Genomic DNA, 16311 nt, shown 5'->3' with positions numbered 1-16311 from the left:
TTCAAAATAAAGCGAAGTAAGCCTAAGGAGAGTTGAAAGACAACAAGAAATAATAAAGTAAATACAGTAGAATAATACCCACAAACTGCTGCTTGTTACTGATAGTTTCAATAAATTCTTCTAAATTCTCATTATCAATGAGTAATATTTTATTGAATTTGAATGAGTGGTGTAAAATGAGTCATCCCGTATATTGCCATCAGTTTAAACTGATGGAAGAAGTATTATTTCTTTCAGAATTTTGGATGACTCATTTTATAATAATATTTATGTTACATTCTCAAGAATACTAATTTGTTTCTTTATGATATTTTTTATGTAGGTAATATCATTTGGATTGACCATTTTTTTCAAATCTGCAATAGTATTGTTGTTCTTCAGAATAAAAAACGAGATTATGTTTTCAAGTTCAGAAAGACCAACCATTTTAAAAGAAGCTTTGATTCTGTGAAGTCTCTTTTTTATAGTTGATAAATCATCTTTTTTAGTAGATGCTAAAATACTTTCAAGCTCTTTAAGATATTCGCTTTCAAATACTTTGAAAACTTCTAGAGCATAGCGGTAATCATCTATATAGAATTCATTCAAAAAGTCTTTATCTAATTCACTGATAAAGATATTTTGAGGTTCTGTTGTTTCATCAAAACTTGACTTCGGGAAATATGAATTAATTTTATTTGAAAGCTCAGTTAGCGTAAATGGTTTCTTGATAATATCATCCATTCCAAACTTGAGTACTTCTCGTTCAATTTTAGGAAAAACCACCGCCGTCATGGCAATAATAATAAAAGTACGTTCTGGGAAATTTGTACGGAGTTTAACAGCAGTTTCGAATCCATCAATGCCTGGTAATTGTAGGTCCATGAAAACTAAATCAAACCTTTTCTTGTCAAAAATCTGTATTGCTTCCTCACCCGATTTGGCAACATCATAATTGACAGACCATTTGTTCATTACTCGCTCTAAGTATTGTTGATTTAGTAAGTTGTCTTCCACAACCAAAATCCTTAAGTTTTGGAAGTTAGTTGGAATATTATCTTCAGTTCTTGAATTTAAAACCTTAGGTGCTTCCAATTTAAGGCCTTTGTCGAAGGTGAGTTCAAATGAAAACTCCGAACCTTTACCTTTTTTACTTTTTACTTTAATTTCACTTTCGTGAAGCTCAATGAGTTTTTTTACAATCGTTAAGCCTAAACCTACTCCTTCTGATTTATGCTGGCTTACAGAAGGCAACTGAAAGAACTTGTTGAATATCAAGTCTTTGTTGTCAAGTTCAAATCCTATTCCAGTATCCTTAACCGAAAATCCTATCTTAACGTTTTGATTCGTTTGATTCACTATGGATATCTTGACAGTTATTTGACCTTCAGAGGTGAATTTTTCAGCATTAGATAATAAATTGATTAAAATTTGTTGTAGTAAAAGTGGGTCTCCAATGATGTATGAATCAAGACTAAAATCTAAATCAAGCACAAGGTCAATATTCTTTTTACCTAAGGTATGCTCAAAGGTTTTTACGGTATCCGTCAGCATCTTATTCAAATCAAATGAAATAGCATTGATTTGAATATTACCAGATTCAATCTTAGAAATATCGAGGATATCAGTAATTAACTTTTGGAGAAATTTAGTAGAGGTTTCTAAAATGCCCAAATAGTCTAACTGCTCTCGGTTGAGTTGTGTTAATTTAAGTAAATCTGTCATGCCAATAATGGCATTAATTGGCGTTTTAAGTTCGTGAGTCATACTTGTTAAAAACAAGCGTTCGCTCTCTTGTGCTGCCGCCGCAACTTTATTGGCCAATTCGAGCTCCTGTTCGAGCTTCTTTCTTTCGGTTATATCATAGAAAATACTCAGTAAGCCTGTTAATTGATTTTGCTCGTTGTAAATCGGACTACTACTGATAATCACCCAAATAGTGGTACCATCTTTTCTTATAACTGGAATTTCATAAGGTTTTCCATCGCCCTTAATAATTCTATTTTTAGCCTCTTTATAGGTTTCAATATTACTATTTTTTATCAAAACTTGATAAGCTTTCTTTCCTATCAACTCGTCTGGCTCGTAACCAGTCATTTCACACAACTTATTGTAGGCGTTTATGATAATATCGTTGGTATCAACCTCAATGATTCCCAATTGCATGTTTTCAATAATCCCACGATGTTTCTCCTCGCTTTGTTTGATTTGCTTATCAATATTATATTTTAGAGTAATATCACGATATTTCCATATATGGCGGTATTTACCATTTTTATTTTGAATCGGTAAATAGTCTCTTTCCAGTATTTTCCCGTTTTTTAACTCTAAAATCTCTCCATTTTTTACGGTATGTCCTTGAACATTCATCTCTATAAAATCGATGAACTGCTCAGGATATTTGAAATAGCTTTTCATCTCGTGAGCCATTAACTGACAATTTTGCCCAATTAAATCATTAGGATTTAGATTTAAGTCAAAAATATTTAGGAGAGATTTATTCGTAATAATCACTCTTCTATTTTCGTCTTCCATCAATACACCTGTTTCAAGGCTGCTTATCAGTGTTGAAGCTGCCTCATTGGTAATATCAACTTTGTGCTCATTAGATGATTTCTCATGCGAAAAATCTTGTACGGTACCATAAAGTAATGGCTCATTTTGTAGGTTTGTTAAAAATAAGTTAACTTTTACCCAAGCGTGCTTGCCAACACTGTTTTTTATTGGCAGCTCGATATACGGATAAGTCGTTTGTACTTTTTCGTCCACCAAACTAAAAACACTGCAAACATAATCGTAATAAAAATCGAAGAAGAGTCTTTTAGTAGAGGAATCAATTTTTAAGGGATAATCACATCTGATGTTTTGGGAATTAAATTTTACAAGGCCATTTGCACTAACTGCAAATAATAAATTGTCGATGTTTGATACTAAGTATTGGTACTTGTTGAAAAACTGAGGTGTAATAATACTTGAAAATGAAGGATAATAAGCAAAAGTTCGGTTAAGAAATTTTGGGTAAGTTAATTGGCTTTTTCTTAGCGTAATCATGATTTTATAAGAATTGGTTCACAGATTATAAAAATGGATTTAATCTCCCAAAGTTGTTTTTTATCTCAAAATAGTGCTACTGTTATAAGTAAAAATACTTAGTTTTTATGGCTTGAAAATTATAATTATAAGTATTTAGGAAACTATTGAATTTTAAAAATAGTAAATATTAATTTTTAAAATAGAGATAAAGAGTTTTGTCGTATTAATTATTCTGCAAAAGGAATACTAATTTTAAAATGTATGTATTCTTATTTGAAGAAATTCTACGAGTGGTTTTTTTTTATCGACGAGTGAACAAACATTCGATAAGCGAACATTTATTGACTTTGAGTTTTAGGTAGAATAAATTATGTTATGAAGTTGCTCATGGGTTTCAAACAAAAATTTAATTGGAAAGAAAAAGGAAGGTAAAACCTTCCTTTTTACCAAAAAACTTCTTGCTGTGACTTTACTTAAATAAAACAATTTAAACTTGTTATTGAGTATTTATACTTAAATAGGGGTTAGGTAAACTTTTAAAACACTTATTATGTTACTTATATAAGACTATTTACTTTTTCTTTAAATACATTACACTCAAGACTCCAAATAAAAACTGTTAATCAAATCTCTTTATTTTTCTCGAAAGTACGTAAGCTAAATGGTTGTAAGCAAAAAAAATCTATGATTGGTTGTCAAAAATCTATGGATTGAATAAAGAGCATATTTTACGGTTAAAAAGTTCTATACAAATAATGCCCAAAAAGTATAAAGTTTCAAAAAAGAAGTATACATTTAATTATTATTTGGTAAATATTGCTATTCGCAGTAGCATATATATAAACAAATAGGTAAAAAGGTTCGTTAATGAAGTAAATTGTCCGAAAGATTCTTTTAGTTCGAATCACTTGCCATTTATAGAGTATAAATGGCAATTCGTCGAATTGTATAGTAATTTTGTCTATCAGATTAGCTAATATTGTATCAGTTCTTGCGAATTAAGTACAAAAATAATTTGAGTTAGTCTGGTTGTTATTAGTTATTACTCTTGCATTTTGTGCTTTAAGTAAATGTTTTATTACAGAATTATAACGGCTAGTCGTTTTTTACATGTATCAGGGGGAAAAGTCTTATGAATTGTATTATAATAGAAGATGATTTTTTGTCACAGCAGACGCTCATCAGAAATTGTAAGGCTTTCGATGGAGAACTAAACATTTTAGGGGTTTTTGAAACTATAGAAGCAGCTCGTACTTTTATAGAAAAAAATTCTGTTAAGATTGATGTAATATTTTTAGATATAATCTTACCAGATAAAAACGGCCTAGATTTCCTACCTGAATTGCCAATAATGCCCTATGTTATTATAACAACGGCTTATGATATATACGCAGTGCAAGCATTTGAGTTCAATGTAGTAGATTATCTGAGAAAACCCTTCACTTTTCGAAGATTCATGCAAGCCATGGAGAAAGTAAAAAAGATGATGAAGTTAGATAATGTAGCAGATTGTTCTGGGTTTATTGTTTTGAAAGATAAAGGAAGATCTATAAAAGTTCCGATTAACGATATAGATTACGTGGAGTCATATTCTGATTATGTAAAAATTTTTGTGGGGAATGAATGTTACGTGCATTTAGCTTCCTTGAAATCAATGAAAGAGACCTTATCAGAAAGTTGTTTTATTCAAGTGCACAGAAGGTTTTTGGCCAATAAAAGCAAAATAATCTCGGTAGAAGAAAGTAAAATTATTCTTAGTGGTAATAATCTTAAAGAACTACCATTAAGTAGAGCTCAAAGAAAACAATTTTTAGAGTTTTTTTTGAATAATAAGTAAGTATTTCAACCTGTTTAGTATCCCTTTTAATACAACTTTTATATAGTCATGTATCAAAAAAATATTGAAACATTAGACATCCCCTCAGATATTGCCACATTGATTGTTGATGATGACAAAATCATTCAAAGGATGCATACTTTTTTGCTGAATAGTGCTGGGCTATCTTCTAAACCAATGTTATTTGATAATGGAAAAGATGCCCTAGACTTTATTTCGGAGCAAAACCCTTCACGATACCTTGTTTTTCTAGATATTAACATGCCGATTATGAATGGATGGGAGTTTTTAGATAGTATTAACAAAAGTAGATTAAAAGATAATTTACTGATTGTAATTGTTAGCTCCTCAATCAGTGCGGCCGACTTCAAGAAAGCAGAATCTTATCCACAAGTAATTTCTTTTTTGACTAAGCCCATTAATATCGACATGCTTAAATCGCTAAAAAACGCAATTTCCTAATAATCGAATATACAAATTCCTAATAATCAAGTATACAAAATAATGGTTGATAAATTTTATGAGTTATCCTCAAGTGGCTTGCAGGATATAGGGGTCTATAGTAATTTAGGTAGAAGATCAAGTTTCGCTGGAATTGGTGTTCAGACAGATAAAATGCGAGCTTTAAAATATATTGTGGAAAATCAAAATACTATAGAAGCTATATCTGAGGTACCAAAAAAGAGTCTATTATCGAATATCAATAAAGATGATATGTTTATGAAGGAGTGTGTAAATAAACTCACAAAACAAACTAAATTGTTGAACGAAATTGTATGGCAACAATCACATTTGGTGAGAGCTCCTTTAGCACGTTTAATGGGTATAGTTAGCATCCTGCAAGACAATTCGTTATCAGATTCTGAGAAAGAATCCTTTTTTCAAGATATTCAATCAACTGCTAAAGAGTTAGATAATATCATACAAGATATTACTACTAAAATACAGGGTAGAATAGAGAGAACCTCTTACGGAAATTAAGTTTTAAATAAAAAAAACTTAAGAAAGCATGTAATAGATTTAGTTTTTACCAAATCTATATAGAATATTCCAATACATTAAAAGTTGTTTTTAGTATCACAGTTCATATATTCTTATAAAATATATGGGTAATACTGCTATTTGAATATTTTAAATTTTGATGGGAAATGTCACAAAATATAGGTTAGTGCTATTGTACTAATATTATCTTATAGAGCTGAGTTGTCTATTCGGATTCGCGGCTTATTTGCTTACCTAATAACTAAAAATTATAATGTTCTCTTTTTTTGAAAAAAAGGCAAAAACAACATTTGGAGAAATGTTGAAAGTGGATGTGCATGCTCATCTCATACCAAGAGTTGCCAATAGAAATACTGATTTAGAAACAAGTATTAAATACATAAAGAATCTTAAATCGTTAGGATATCAGAAAATTATTACCACACCAAATTACATAAATGAATCCTATATTAATAGTAGTGATGCTATAAAGAGAGGATTGTTGGAATTGCAAAAAGAATTATATGCAAGAAATATTTCAATAAGTATTGAGGCAACAGCGGAATATTATTTAGATACCGAATTTGAAAAATTATTAAATTCAAATGATATTCTAAGCTTTGGGGATAAAAGATATGTTTTAATATCAATGTCACACGCAGTTGCCCCTCCTAATAATTTTGAAGAAGTAATTTTTAATCTACACATGAAGGGGTATCAACCCATTTTATCTCAACCTGAAAGATACCATTTTTGGCATAATTCACCAAGAATCTATAGACGTCTCAATCATATTGGATGTTTAATGCAAGTAAATATACTTTCATTATTGGGTTACTATGGTCGAACCACTAAAAAAGTTGCTTTAAAGTTGATAGATGAAAAATTTGTAGATTTTTTAGGAACAAACTTATACCATGATAAACATTTTCAGTTATTGGACAATAGTGCAAAAAATCGTGAATTGTACGATTTAATAAAGCGATATCACTTTAAAAATTTAAACCTTTTGTAATCTTAAGGAGTTAGTTGTGGTATTTGCATTGAAAATTAAAGTGACATACGAACAAATAAATTTAATTTAGTTTACAAGGGCAGTCAGTTGACTGCTCTTTGTTTTTTAATACCTAGGCTTTCTTTACGATTTAGCAATTGTTAATGGATTGTTAAAAATTTGTCTTGTATAATCTAATATTGTTTATTTGTATTAATAAATATGCTTGACTAAAATAAAAATTGTATTTCAAAACTTAAAATCAATTAAATCAATGAAAAAATTATTTTTAACGATTGCAGTAGTATTTGCTTTTGTAGCAGCATCAAATGCTCAAGGTGTTTTAAAATTTAATAAAGAAGTACATGATTTCGGTAAAATTACTGAAGGTCCATTAGCAACTTACAATTTTGAAGTAACAAATACTGGTACTGCTCCAGTAGTTATCTCAAACGCACAAGCATCTTGTGGATGTACAACTCCTGAGTACTCTAAAGACCCAATTATGCCAGGTGGAAAAAGTGTAATAAAAGTTGGTTATAACACTTCTGGTCGTCCAGGTGCATTTACAAAAACAATTACTGTATCAAGCAATGCTGAAAATTCATCAGTAATTCTTACAATTAAAGGTGAGGTTACTTCGGCTCCTGCTTCGGCACCTGCTTCAGCACCAGCTTCAGCTCCAAAAGCAAAGAAAAAATCTTAATTTTCTATAAAGATTATTTGAATCTAAAAGCCTCTTGACAAACGTCAGGAGGCTTTTTGTTTAATTTCTGCTCTTCCGCAACCTAACTCCAAGTATTTTCGTATCTACATTGTCTTAGAGAAAGTATAAAAGCACATACTTTATAGCCTAAAATTTGTTTTGAGTTTATTTTATTGTAGAGTTTAATTTTTGACACAAAAGCCCTATTCTGCTGAAAAGAGAGTAGGGCTTTTTGTTTGAAGAAATATTGATTATAAAAGCCAAATTTCTATATTTGAGTATCAAACCATATTTAACCATCAAGTAAGACTCTATCCTATGAATTTTCTTTGTATATGTACTTATTTTAAAGGTGTCGAATTTTTGAAATCATGTAAAGCAGAAGGAAATAAAGTTTTTTTGCTAACTAACCAAAAATTGAAAGATAAACCTTGGCCATGGGAGTCGATAGATGAAGTGTTTTACCTAGATAATGTCGATAACAACTTTGATACTTATCACAAAATATTAACAGGATTAGCTAACCTGATGCGTACTGTAAAAATTGATAGAGTAGTAGCTCTAGATGATTTTGATGTCGAAAAAGCCGCCTTAGTTCGTGAGCATTTCCGTATTCCGGGGATGGGGCAAACTACTGCCCGTTATTTTAGAGATAAACTCGCTATGCGTGTACAGGCTCAAGATTTAGGTATTGCAGTGCCCCCATTCAGTCCACTTTTCCACGATATTGATATTACCGAGTACCTACAACGTACTCCTGCACCGTGGGTTATCAAACCTCGTTCAGAAGCTTCGGCAGCGGGTATAAAGAAAGTTCATAGTTTTCAAGAAGCATGGGATACCATTCATGCTTTGGGTGAAGAGCGTCATAATTTTCTTATTGAACAATTCAAACCGGGCGATGTTTATCACGTAGATTCTCTCACAATTAATGGAAAAGTGATTTTTACGAGATGTAACCAATATCTGAATACCCCATTTGAGGTAGCTCATGGGGGTGGTATTTTTCGTTCAGTGACTGTTGAACATGGTTCTGAAGATGCCAAGCTTCTTAAAAAGGTAAACGAAGATGTTATGCGTGCGTTTGGTATGAGGTCAAGTGCATCACATACCGAAATGATAAAATGCTACGAAGATGGGCAGTTTTATTTCCTAGAAACTGCTTCACGCGTGGGGGGAGCCAATTTGGCCGAAATGGTAGAATATTCATCGGGTATAAATCTCTGGAAAGAGTGGGCTAAAATAGAAACCATGATAGCTACGGGGGACACTTATGAACTACCTAAAGTTGAAGATTATTATTCTGGTATTATCATTTCTCTTTCTTCGTATGAACACCCAGATTACACGCCATTTAATGACCCAGAAATTGTCTGGAAAATGAATGAGGAATACCATATTGGACTTATCGTTCGCTCAGAAAGTAGAGCAAAAGTGCTTGAATTGATGGAAAAGTACGCCATCATGATTCGAGATTTGGGTTACCATGCCTCGGCTCCCGCTCCTGATAAACCCGTGCATTAATTTGATTTATGAATGACGATTTTGGATTTATAAATTTAAGTTTTATCCTATCAATCGTGATTTGTATTTCGTAAATCTTCAATCAAAATGACTCAACAAGAAATCATAGATTACGTAAATAATCATCCTTCGGGGAAAGTTAAATTAGCTATCGCTGATATTGATGGAGTTTTACGTGGAAAATACATTAGTAAGCAAAAATTCATGTCGTTGTTGGAAGGCGATTTAGGTTTTTGTGATGTTGTTTTTGGCTGGGATATGGCCGATGTTTGCTACGATAATGCCTCGTTTACGGGGTGGCATTCAGGTTATCCAGATGCTAAAGCTAAGCTAGATTTAAGTACATTTCGAAAAATCCCTTGGGAAAATGATATTCCTTTTTTCTTGGCTGATTTTATTGAGGACGCGGCCGAGGTATGCCCTAGAAATATCTTGAAAAAGGTTATTCAAGATACCGAAGCTGCGGGTTATAGACCTTTCTTTTCGCAAGAATTTGAATGGTTTAATTTTGAAGAAACACCTGCGTCTGTTCATGAAAAAGGATTTCAGAATCTTCAACCCATTACACCGGGAATGTTTGGTTATTCATTGCTGAGAAGTAGTCTTCGTAATGATTTTATGACCAATATTTTTGAACAATTGACACAATTTAATGTGCCACTCGAAGGCCTTCATACCGAAACAGGCCCTGGTGTTTATGAAGCAGCTATCACTTATTCAGATATTCTTTCAGCAGCCGACCGAGCGATTTTATTCAAAACTTCAGTTAAAGAAATTGCCAACAAATTGGGCATTATGGCCACATTTATGGCAAAAATCAACGAAAATCTGCCTGGTTGTAGTGGTCACGTACACCAAAGTTTATGGGATTCGAGTGAGAAAACGAACCTTTTTTATGATGAAAGTGCTCCAAATCATATTAGTTCGTTGATGCAAAGTTATATGGCTGGACAATTGTATTGTTTACCCCATATTTTACCTATGGTTGCTCCAACAATTAATAGTTATAAGCGTTTGGTAGAAGGTGCTTGGGCTCCAACAACGCTTACATGGGCAGTTGATAATCGGACTGTCGCATTGCGTGCCCTTCCATTAGGTAAGAAATCATGCCGATTAGAAACCCGCGTGGTTGGCTCAGACACTAATCCATATTTGGCTTTGGCCGCTTGTTTGGCAGCTGGCCTTTACGGAATTCGGAATAATCTCAAGCTTGAGCAACCTGCTACTGTTGGTAATGGTTACAAAGATTTGAGTAATGGCGTATTACCAAGCAATTTGTATGAAGCTACACAAGCTATGAAAAATTCGGCAGTTGCAAAAGAATTATTTGGCGATGCTTTTGTGCATCACTTTACGCAAACCCGTGAATGGGAATGGAGGCAATACGCCAAAGTGGTAACCGATTTTGAGCTAAAGCGATATTTTGAGATTATATAAACTCAAAAATAGAACATGAAAATAGTTGACTAAGAGCATTTATCAAAGAAATAAAACTAATTGTTAAATGCATGTAGAATCATATTGGTAGCTTAGTGAAGTCGAAGCTACCCACCAAGAAAAATTCGATGGTTTCGGATACGCTCAACCACCGAAGAGCATATTCAATCATCGAATATTACACACAAACAAAAATTGGAAATTAATATCTAAATGTATGAAAGTTAGAAACTAAAAATCAACTTATTTATACATTCTAACATCAACCCTATGATAATCCTCGTTGTATTCTTGGCGATAGCTTTTATAGTTATTTCTTCTACTTGGTTCAAATTGCACCCTTTGGCTGGTTTATTGTTGGCTGCTTTATCGGTGGGTATCTATGCAGGTTTACCGATTGATAAATTGGCCGAAACCATTGGCAAAGGTTTTGGGGAATTAATGTCAAAAATTGGCTTGATGGTTATTTTGGGTTGTGTGATTGGAGCAATTTTAGATAAATCGGGAGCAGCAATTAAAGTCGCAGATGTGATTTTGAAAATTTTTGGAGAGAAATATCCTGCTTTTGCGATGTCGGTCATTGGAGCTATTGTAGGAATACCCGTCTTTTGCGATTCGGGCTTTATTATTTTAGCAAAACTCAATAAAATTGTGGCAAAAATGGTAAATCGTCCACTTGGTACGATTGCCATCGCATTGTCTGGTGGACTTTTTGCCACACATACACTTGTACCACCTACACCGGGGCCACTTTCGGCTGCTGGTAATTTAAACTTAACTGATTCTATTGGCTTAGTTATTTTATTGGGCTTGGTAGTTGCTATTCCAAGTTTGTTTGTTTCTACGTGGTTTGCTCAAAAATATGCCAATAACATCGAAATCATTGAAGATGACGAATGGGATACTTCCCTCGCTGATACGCAAAGTAATTTACCTGCCTGGAAAGCATTTATGCCTATCTTATTGCCGATTTTGCTCATAACAATCGCTTCTTTCGCTAAGATTACGCATTTTTTCAGCGACGAAGTATTGCATTGGCTGGGTTTCTTAGGAAGTCCTTTGGTTTCGTTTTTGCTGGCTATTGCTTTTTCATACACACTTTTCCCTGAAAAACCTGCCGATAAATTATTAGCTTGTTTTAAGAGCGGAATTGAGCATTGTGGCACTACGCTCGTGTTGGTAGGAGCAGGTGGAGCTTTTGGGGCAATTTTGAAAGAAACAGCTTTAAAAGACATGATTAGCACTTGGTTATTAGCCAATCAGACAACAGGCGTGATGTTTTTAGTGATAGCTTTTTTAGTAGGGGCATTTTTCAAAACAGCTCAGGGGTCAACTACTACTTCAATGGTACTTACTTCTGGAATTTTAGCTCCATTAGCTACATCCGTAGGTTTTGCATCACCATTCGAACTTACCCTTTTAGTAATGGCAGTAGGCAGTGGAGCCATGACGGTATCGCACGCTAATGATGCTTGGTTTTGGGTAGTTTCACAATTTACAGGAATCAATCAACGAGATGCTTATCGTACACATACACTACTTTCGGGTCTGCAAGGTATTGTAAGCTTGATTGTAGTTTGCTTAATTTATTTAGTGTTTTGAAGAAAGTACCCAAATAGTAAATATTTTGAGTACTTTCTATAAACTATTACTACACATTCAGCCAGTATGTCATTTTGAAAATTAAGGCACGATTTTTAGGTGTCCATGCTTTAATATAATAATTAGGGATATTTTCAGCGAAATAATTATCAGTATATACTAAGAAGAAATCAGATACAGGGCGGAAACGCCATTGTAATCGTGAGTTAATATTGGTATTATTGGTTTGCGTATTATACTGGAAAAATGTGCTGAAAAATACACTTTTCGAGAAAGAGAGCTCAGCACGTGGGCCTACAAGCCAGTATTTTACGCTATTATAAGGCTTTGACATATCAATTTGAGTGTAGTTAAAATCTACTCCAAAGACCCCATAAGGCTGGTAACGATAACCAAGACTACCCTCTAAAAACAAACCAGTACCTTTTACACCTTGGGCTTTATTCGTGAAGTAATCACCTTTAGTGTAGCTAAAAGAGCCATTTAGGTTGTTTCTTTTACTACTTGTATAACCAAAGCTGATAAAATTTGAGCGATAATCACCAATTGGCAATTCTGCTACATTCTTAAAATTATCTGGATTTGGATTATTACTTGCATTGGTAGGGTCGAAAGTGGCAAATAAATGCGTAAAACTCCATCCTTTGGCTAAGTACACCTCTGAACCGGCCGCATTATTAGCAAATAAAAACACATTGGTTTCGCCATCTAAACGTTTTCCTGTTAAATCAAAAACATCGCTTCCTTCTGTACCAATTCCGTAAGCATTGATATATTTAACCACTTTCTTCGATTTTGGGTTAAGAATGATATTGGCTGGGCGATAAATCTGCCAGATACCCGTACGTGGCACAAAACCTACGTCGGCACGATAATTTTGTCCGATTCGTTGTACACCTAAATTAAGGTCGATGTGTGGGTGGTGGTAGCCCATAAAATGAGCTAAACTACCAGCATCTTTATTGTTTTCGGGTGAAAAAGATTGATGATAATAGCTTTCAGATTCAAAACGACTATCTTTTGAATAGAAATTAAATTCTAAACCTCCTACACGGTTGAATTTTCGATAACCAGATGTTTGCTCACTTGTTAGATTACTGAAATCATTTTCTTTATTGACAAAAATACCTCCCAAAGTAGAGCGATTAAGCAATTTTCGTTGTACAACGGCAACCGAATAATTGGCCGCAGGAAGATATTTATCTTCTCCGAAATTTACTTTTCTCGTTTGCATATTCATCAAGCCAATTCTCCAATTATCGTTGAGTTTTCCGCTTAATCTTGCCCCCGCCAAGATAGGTACTCGTTGGGTCAAACCCGTATTTGGATTACGCGTAATACCGATACGACGTGAGAAAAAAGGACGTGTATCAGGGAAACCAAAAGTGCCAAAAAGGTCATTGTTTTCTAGAAAAAATTGTCTTCTTTCTGGGAAAAACAATTCAAAGCGACTCAAATTGGTTACTTGTTTATCTACCTCTACTTGAGAAAAATCAGGATTTACGGTCAAGTCTAGATTGAGCGAAGGGGTTACGGCAATTTTTGCATCTAACCCCACACCCGCAGGCGTACTCGAAGTAGTTGGCAAGGCCTTTAGGTCAGATTCATTTCGTGGAAAATCTTTTTGAGAAGAAAACGAAACGAAAGGAATTAGTGAAACATTTGCTCCGGGTTTTGGTGGATTTTCGTCCCAAATCAGATTACCAGCGAATGCCAAGTTGGCAGGGCGAAAATTTCTTGGAACTGGTCCCCAAGTAGATACCTCGTTGGCTTTTAATACATTTCTACCAAAGTTTACTCGCCATGAATTTTGTCCTTCCACTACCTTATAGCGAAGTGTTTTAAATGGAATTGCCATTTCAACCACCCAAAAATCATCGTGTTGCTTTACATGCGAATACCATTTATTATCCCAAAAATTAGAAGTTTCTTCTCCATTAAAAATCAAGCCTTCACGTTGTACTCCATAGGGGTTAATAGCAAACTGAAAACCATTAAGTTTATCTTTGAAAGTATCGAAATTTACTGTAAAAACATCACTTGTACCACCTTCGAAGTCACGTTTTAGAGAGGCAACGGTGTACATACTGCGGGGTTCATAACAAATCGCTCCAACGTATATAAAGTTATCGTCGAATAATACCTTAACCTCGGTTTGGAGTTTGGCAAAAGATGAATCGTAAGGACGATTCAGAAAGAAATTTTTAGCAATTTCGGCTGTATTCCATGAGCCTTCATCTAATACACCATCTAATTTTAGAGCCTCCTTAGCTTTCTTGATGCGTATGGTATATTTTTCTTCATCTCTGTTTTTTGATTCTTGGGCAAATAATAGATTTATTCCCAATAGGATTACTCCTATGGTAAAGTATAGTTTTTTCATAAAGGATTTTAAAAAATGTAGTTTGTTGTCATTAGGTTTTAGAAGGCAAAGGTACGAACAAATTGCACTAAATCTTGCCTTTTGGTGTCTTTCCTCGCTGAAAATCGACTATATTTTCAACCACACCTTTCAGTAAATCTTTGCGTGCGTTTACACCCGCCCAAGCAATATGTGGCGTGATTATCGTATTTTTTGCCGTTAATAATGGATTTGATGCAGCGGGTGGTTCGGCAGAGAGCACATCAAGCCCTGCACCAGCAATACGACCATTGTTGAGGGCGTCAGCCAAATCTTGTTCATGAATCAATCCACCTCTTGAAGTATTTATCAAAATGGCCGATGGCTTCATTAAGTCCAGTGTTTGCTTATTAATAAGATTCTGATTTTCAGGAGTTAATGGGCAATGTAAAGAAATATAATCGCTCTCTTGTAGAATTTTTTCTTGAGTACATAGCTCCACGCCTGTCATTCCACCCGAACTCAAATCTCGCTTATTTGCCAAAACTTTCATGCCAAATCCTAAGCCAATGTTGGCTACTTTCTTGCCAATATCACCCAAACCGATGATACCCAAAGTTTTCCCCTCTAACTCCACCAATGGATAATGATAAAAGCACCAATCGGCTGCAGAAGGCCATGTTTTATCAATATGCTCGGCGTGTTCGGCCACTCGGTTCGTAAAGCCTAAAATCAGAGAAAATACCAATTGAGCTACTGCTGCCGAGCTATAACCACGTACATTGGCTACCATAATGCCCTGTGATTTGGCTGCTTCAATATCAATGATGTTATAGCCAGTAGCTGTTACACCAATGTACTTCAAGTTTGGTAATTGCTTGATAGTCTGAGCACTAAGTGGGCATTTATTGGTGAGAATAATTTCGGCATCTTTAGCCCGCTCAACAATTTGGTCGATTGGTGTGCGGTCAAAAAGTGTAATATCTCCGAGTGTGTTTAGCACTGAAAGGTCTAAATCATTGAGCGGATTTAGGGTATAGGCATCAAGGAAAACGATTTTCATAAATCTTAGAATCTTAAAATTTGTCTCGAAATTATCACCTAAAATGTTCTTGTCAAAACACTTTATTGATGAATGGGAATTTCTTTTCAAAAACTTGATAATTAGTATTTTAAGTCAAAATTATTAGTTTTGTAATCATTGACAGATGTAGCTTCAAATAAAGCGGTAAATTCGATTCAATCTTTTCAAGAACCAACCTTAGTAGAAACCATGAAAAAACTGTCCGATTTCTTTTATGCCCGTACAAATGGCTATTTAGTTTTAGGTTTATTAGCCCTTCAATTTGCCTTTTCGGGAGCTATTTTGCCTTATTTTCAGAAGCAATTCGACCCCGAATTGAATCGAGGTTTAATGGATTTAAGTTTTGGCTTTAGTGCCGAGCGTGGTTATCAAATTATTGAAAGTTATGGAGAGAATGGGCGAGCAGTTTATCTATTGGTAGAATCGCTGATTGATGTTGTTTATCCGATTATTTATACGCTTTCTTTTATTATGCTCATTAGCTTTTTATTCAAGAAAAATGGATGGGAAAAGCAACGTTTGGCTTTTTTAAATGTCATTCCTATTGGAGGCTTGACCTTTGATTTGCTTGAAAATACGGGAATCATTCAAATGCTGCGGGCTTTTCCAGAAAGAGTTGATTTCTGGGCCGCATTTGCCTCAAACAATGGCTTAATTAAATGGTTTTTTGCAGGAATAACCCTTCTTACTGTTTTAAGTGCCTTGGGAGCTTGGGGAGTAAAAGCTTTGAAAAATAGATAACACTCTAGAAGGTCGGCAAAGTTCAAAGCCTTGCCGACCTTGAAAATGAGAT

General features: G+C 34.2%; 12 protein-coding genes. 9 read left to right on the top strand and 3 right to left on the bottom strand.

What is annotated here, in order from left to right; all coding sequences use genetic code 11:
* Positions 1–267 precede the first annotated feature (267 nt).
* Complete coding sequence (locus tag EMTOL_RS05365) at positions 268–3030, bottom strand: PAS domain-containing sensor histidine kinase (RefSeq protein ID WP_015028258.1); 2763 nt, start codon at positions 3028–3030, stop codon at positions 268–270.
* A 1114-nt stretch (positions 3031–4144) separates the two neighbouring features.
* Here EMTOL_RS05365 and EMTOL_RS05360 point away from each other — a divergent pair.
* The 8 genes from EMTOL_RS05360 to EMTOL_RS05325 all read left to right on the top strand — a co-directional run bounded on the left by EMTOL_RS05360 (position 4145) and on the right by EMTOL_RS05325 (position 12093).
* A complete protein-coding gene (locus EMTOL_RS05360; RefSeq protein WP_015028257.1) occupies positions 4145–4849 on the top strand; it encodes a LytR/AlgR family response regulator transcription factor in 705 nt (234 codons plus the stop codon).
* 48 nt (positions 4850–4897) lie between these two features.
* On the top strand, positions 4898–5311 hold the full coding sequence (locus EMTOL_RS05355; protein WP_015028256.1) for a response regulator: 414 nt from the start codon (positions 4898–4900) through the stop codon (positions 5309–5311).
* Between the two features lie 42 nt (positions 5312–5353).
* Positions 5354–5830 carry a hypothetical protein gene (locus tag EMTOL_RS05350; RefSeq protein WP_041693424.1) on the top strand — a complete coding sequence of 159 codons (477 nt, stop codon included), beginning with the start codon at positions 5354–5356 and terminating at the stop codon, positions 5828–5830.
* A gap of 274 nt (positions 5831–6104) precedes the next feature.
* A complete protein-coding gene (locus tag EMTOL_RS05345; RefSeq protein WP_015028255.1) occupies positions 6105–6845 on the top strand; it encodes a tyrosine-protein phosphatase in 741 nt (246 codons plus the stop codon).
* 253 nt (positions 6846–7098) lie between these two features.
* The gene (locus EMTOL_RS05340; protein ID WP_015028254.1) at positions 7099–7530 is read left to right on the top strand and encodes a DUF1573 domain-containing protein; all 432 of its coding nucleotides are present in this window, start codon (positions 7099–7101) and stop codon (positions 7528–7530) included.
* A gap of 318 nt (positions 7531–7848) precedes the next feature.
* Positions 7849–9054, top strand: coding sequence for an ATP-grasp domain-containing protein (locus tag EMTOL_RS05335; RefSeq protein WP_015028253.1), 1206 nt, complete (start codon positions 7849–7851; stop codon positions 9052–9054).
* Positions 9055–9141: 87 nt separating this feature from the next.
* A complete protein-coding gene (locus EMTOL_RS05330) occupies positions 9142–10491 on the top strand; it encodes a glutamine synthetase family protein (RefSeq protein ID WP_015028252.1) in 1350 nt (449 codons plus the stop codon).
* A gap of 270 nt (positions 10492–10761) precedes the next feature.
* Entirely contained in the window at positions 10762–12093 is a 1332-nt protein-coding gene (locus tag EMTOL_RS05325) for a GntP family permease (protein ID WP_015028251.1), read from the top strand.
* 49 nt (positions 12094–12142) lie between these two features.
* On the opposite strand, the gene EMTOL_RS05320 is transcribed toward EMTOL_RS05325, so the two are convergent.
* Both EMTOL_RS05320 and EMTOL_RS05315 read right to left on the bottom strand, forming a co-directional pair.
* Positions 12143–14476 (bottom strand): DUF5916 domain-containing protein, encoded by a 2334-nt coding sequence (locus tag EMTOL_RS05320; protein WP_015028250.1) that lies wholly within the window; start codon positions 14474–14476, stop codon positions 12143–12145.
* A 67-nt stretch (positions 14477–14543) separates the two neighbouring features.
* Complete coding sequence (locus EMTOL_RS05315; protein WP_015028249.1) at positions 14544–15497, bottom strand: D-2-hydroxyacid dehydrogenase; 954 nt, start codon at positions 15495–15497, stop codon at positions 14544–14546.
* Between the two features lie 210 nt (positions 15498–15707).
* Between EMTOL_RS05315 and EMTOL_RS21680 the strand changes: the two genes are divergently transcribed.
* The gene (locus EMTOL_RS21680; protein WP_305953179.1) at positions 15708–16259 is read left to right on the top strand and encodes a hypothetical protein; all 552 of its coding nucleotides are present in this window, start codon (positions 15708–15710) and stop codon (positions 16257–16259) included.
* Positions 16260–16311 lie beyond the last annotated feature (52 nt).

It is taken from the genome of Emticicia oligotrophica DSM 17448 (genome assembly GCF_000263195.1).
Lineage (GTDB): Bacteria > Bacteroidota > Bacteroidia > Cytophagales > Spirosomataceae > Emticicia > Emticicia oligotrophica.
The sequence above is the reverse complement of the archived record's forward strand: the minus strand, read 5'-3'. Positions and strand labels throughout refer to the sequence as shown.

What these genes read in the sequence shown, in the direction of transcription:
- EMTOL_RS05365 (WP_015028258.1), bottom strand. Translation starts at nt 3,030, where the DNA reads ATGATTACGCTAAGAAAAAGCCAATTAACTTACCCAAAATTTCTTAAC.
- EMTOL_RS05360 (WP_015028257.1), top strand. Translation starts at nt 4,145, where the DNA reads ATGAATTGTATTATAATAGAAGATGATTTTTTGTCACAGCAGACGCTC.
- EMTOL_RS05355 (WP_015028256.1), top strand. Translation starts at nt 4,898, where the DNA reads ATGTATCAAAAAAATATTGAAACATTAGACATCCCCTCAGATATTGCC.
- EMTOL_RS05350 (WP_041693424.1), top strand. Translation starts at nt 5,354, where the DNA reads ATGGTTGATAAATTTTATGAGTTATCCTCAAGTGGCTTGCAGGATATA.
- EMTOL_RS05345 (WP_015028255.1), top strand. Translation starts at nt 6,105, where the DNA reads ATGTTCTCTTTTTTTGAAAAAAAGGCAAAAACAACATTTGGAGAAATG.
- EMTOL_RS05340 (WP_015028254.1), top strand. Translation starts at nt 7,099, where the DNA reads ATGAAAAAATTATTTTTAACGATTGCAGTAGTATTTGCTTTTGTAGCA.
- EMTOL_RS05335 (WP_015028253.1), top strand. Translation starts at nt 7,849, where the DNA reads ATGAATTTTCTTTGTATATGTACTTATTTTAAAGGTGTCGAATTTTTG.
- EMTOL_RS05330 (WP_015028252.1), top strand. Translation starts at nt 9,142, where the DNA reads ATGACTCAACAAGAAATCATAGATTACGTAAATAATCATCCTTCGGGG.
- EMTOL_RS05325 (WP_015028251.1), top strand. Translation starts at nt 10,762, where the DNA reads ATGATAATCCTCGTTGTATTCTTGGCGATAGCTTTTATAGTTATTTCT.
- EMTOL_RS05320 (WP_015028250.1), bottom strand. Translation starts at nt 14,476, where the DNA reads ATGAAAAAACTATACTTTACCATAGGAGTAATCCTATTGGGAATAAAT.
- EMTOL_RS05315 (WP_015028249.1), bottom strand. Translation starts at nt 15,497, where the DNA reads ATGAAAATCGTTTTCCTTGATGCCTATACCCTAAATCCGCTCAATGAT.
- EMTOL_RS21680 (WP_305953179.1), top strand. Translation starts at nt 15,708, where the DNA reads ATGAAAAAACTGTCCGATTTCTTTTATGCCCGTACAAATGGCTATTTA.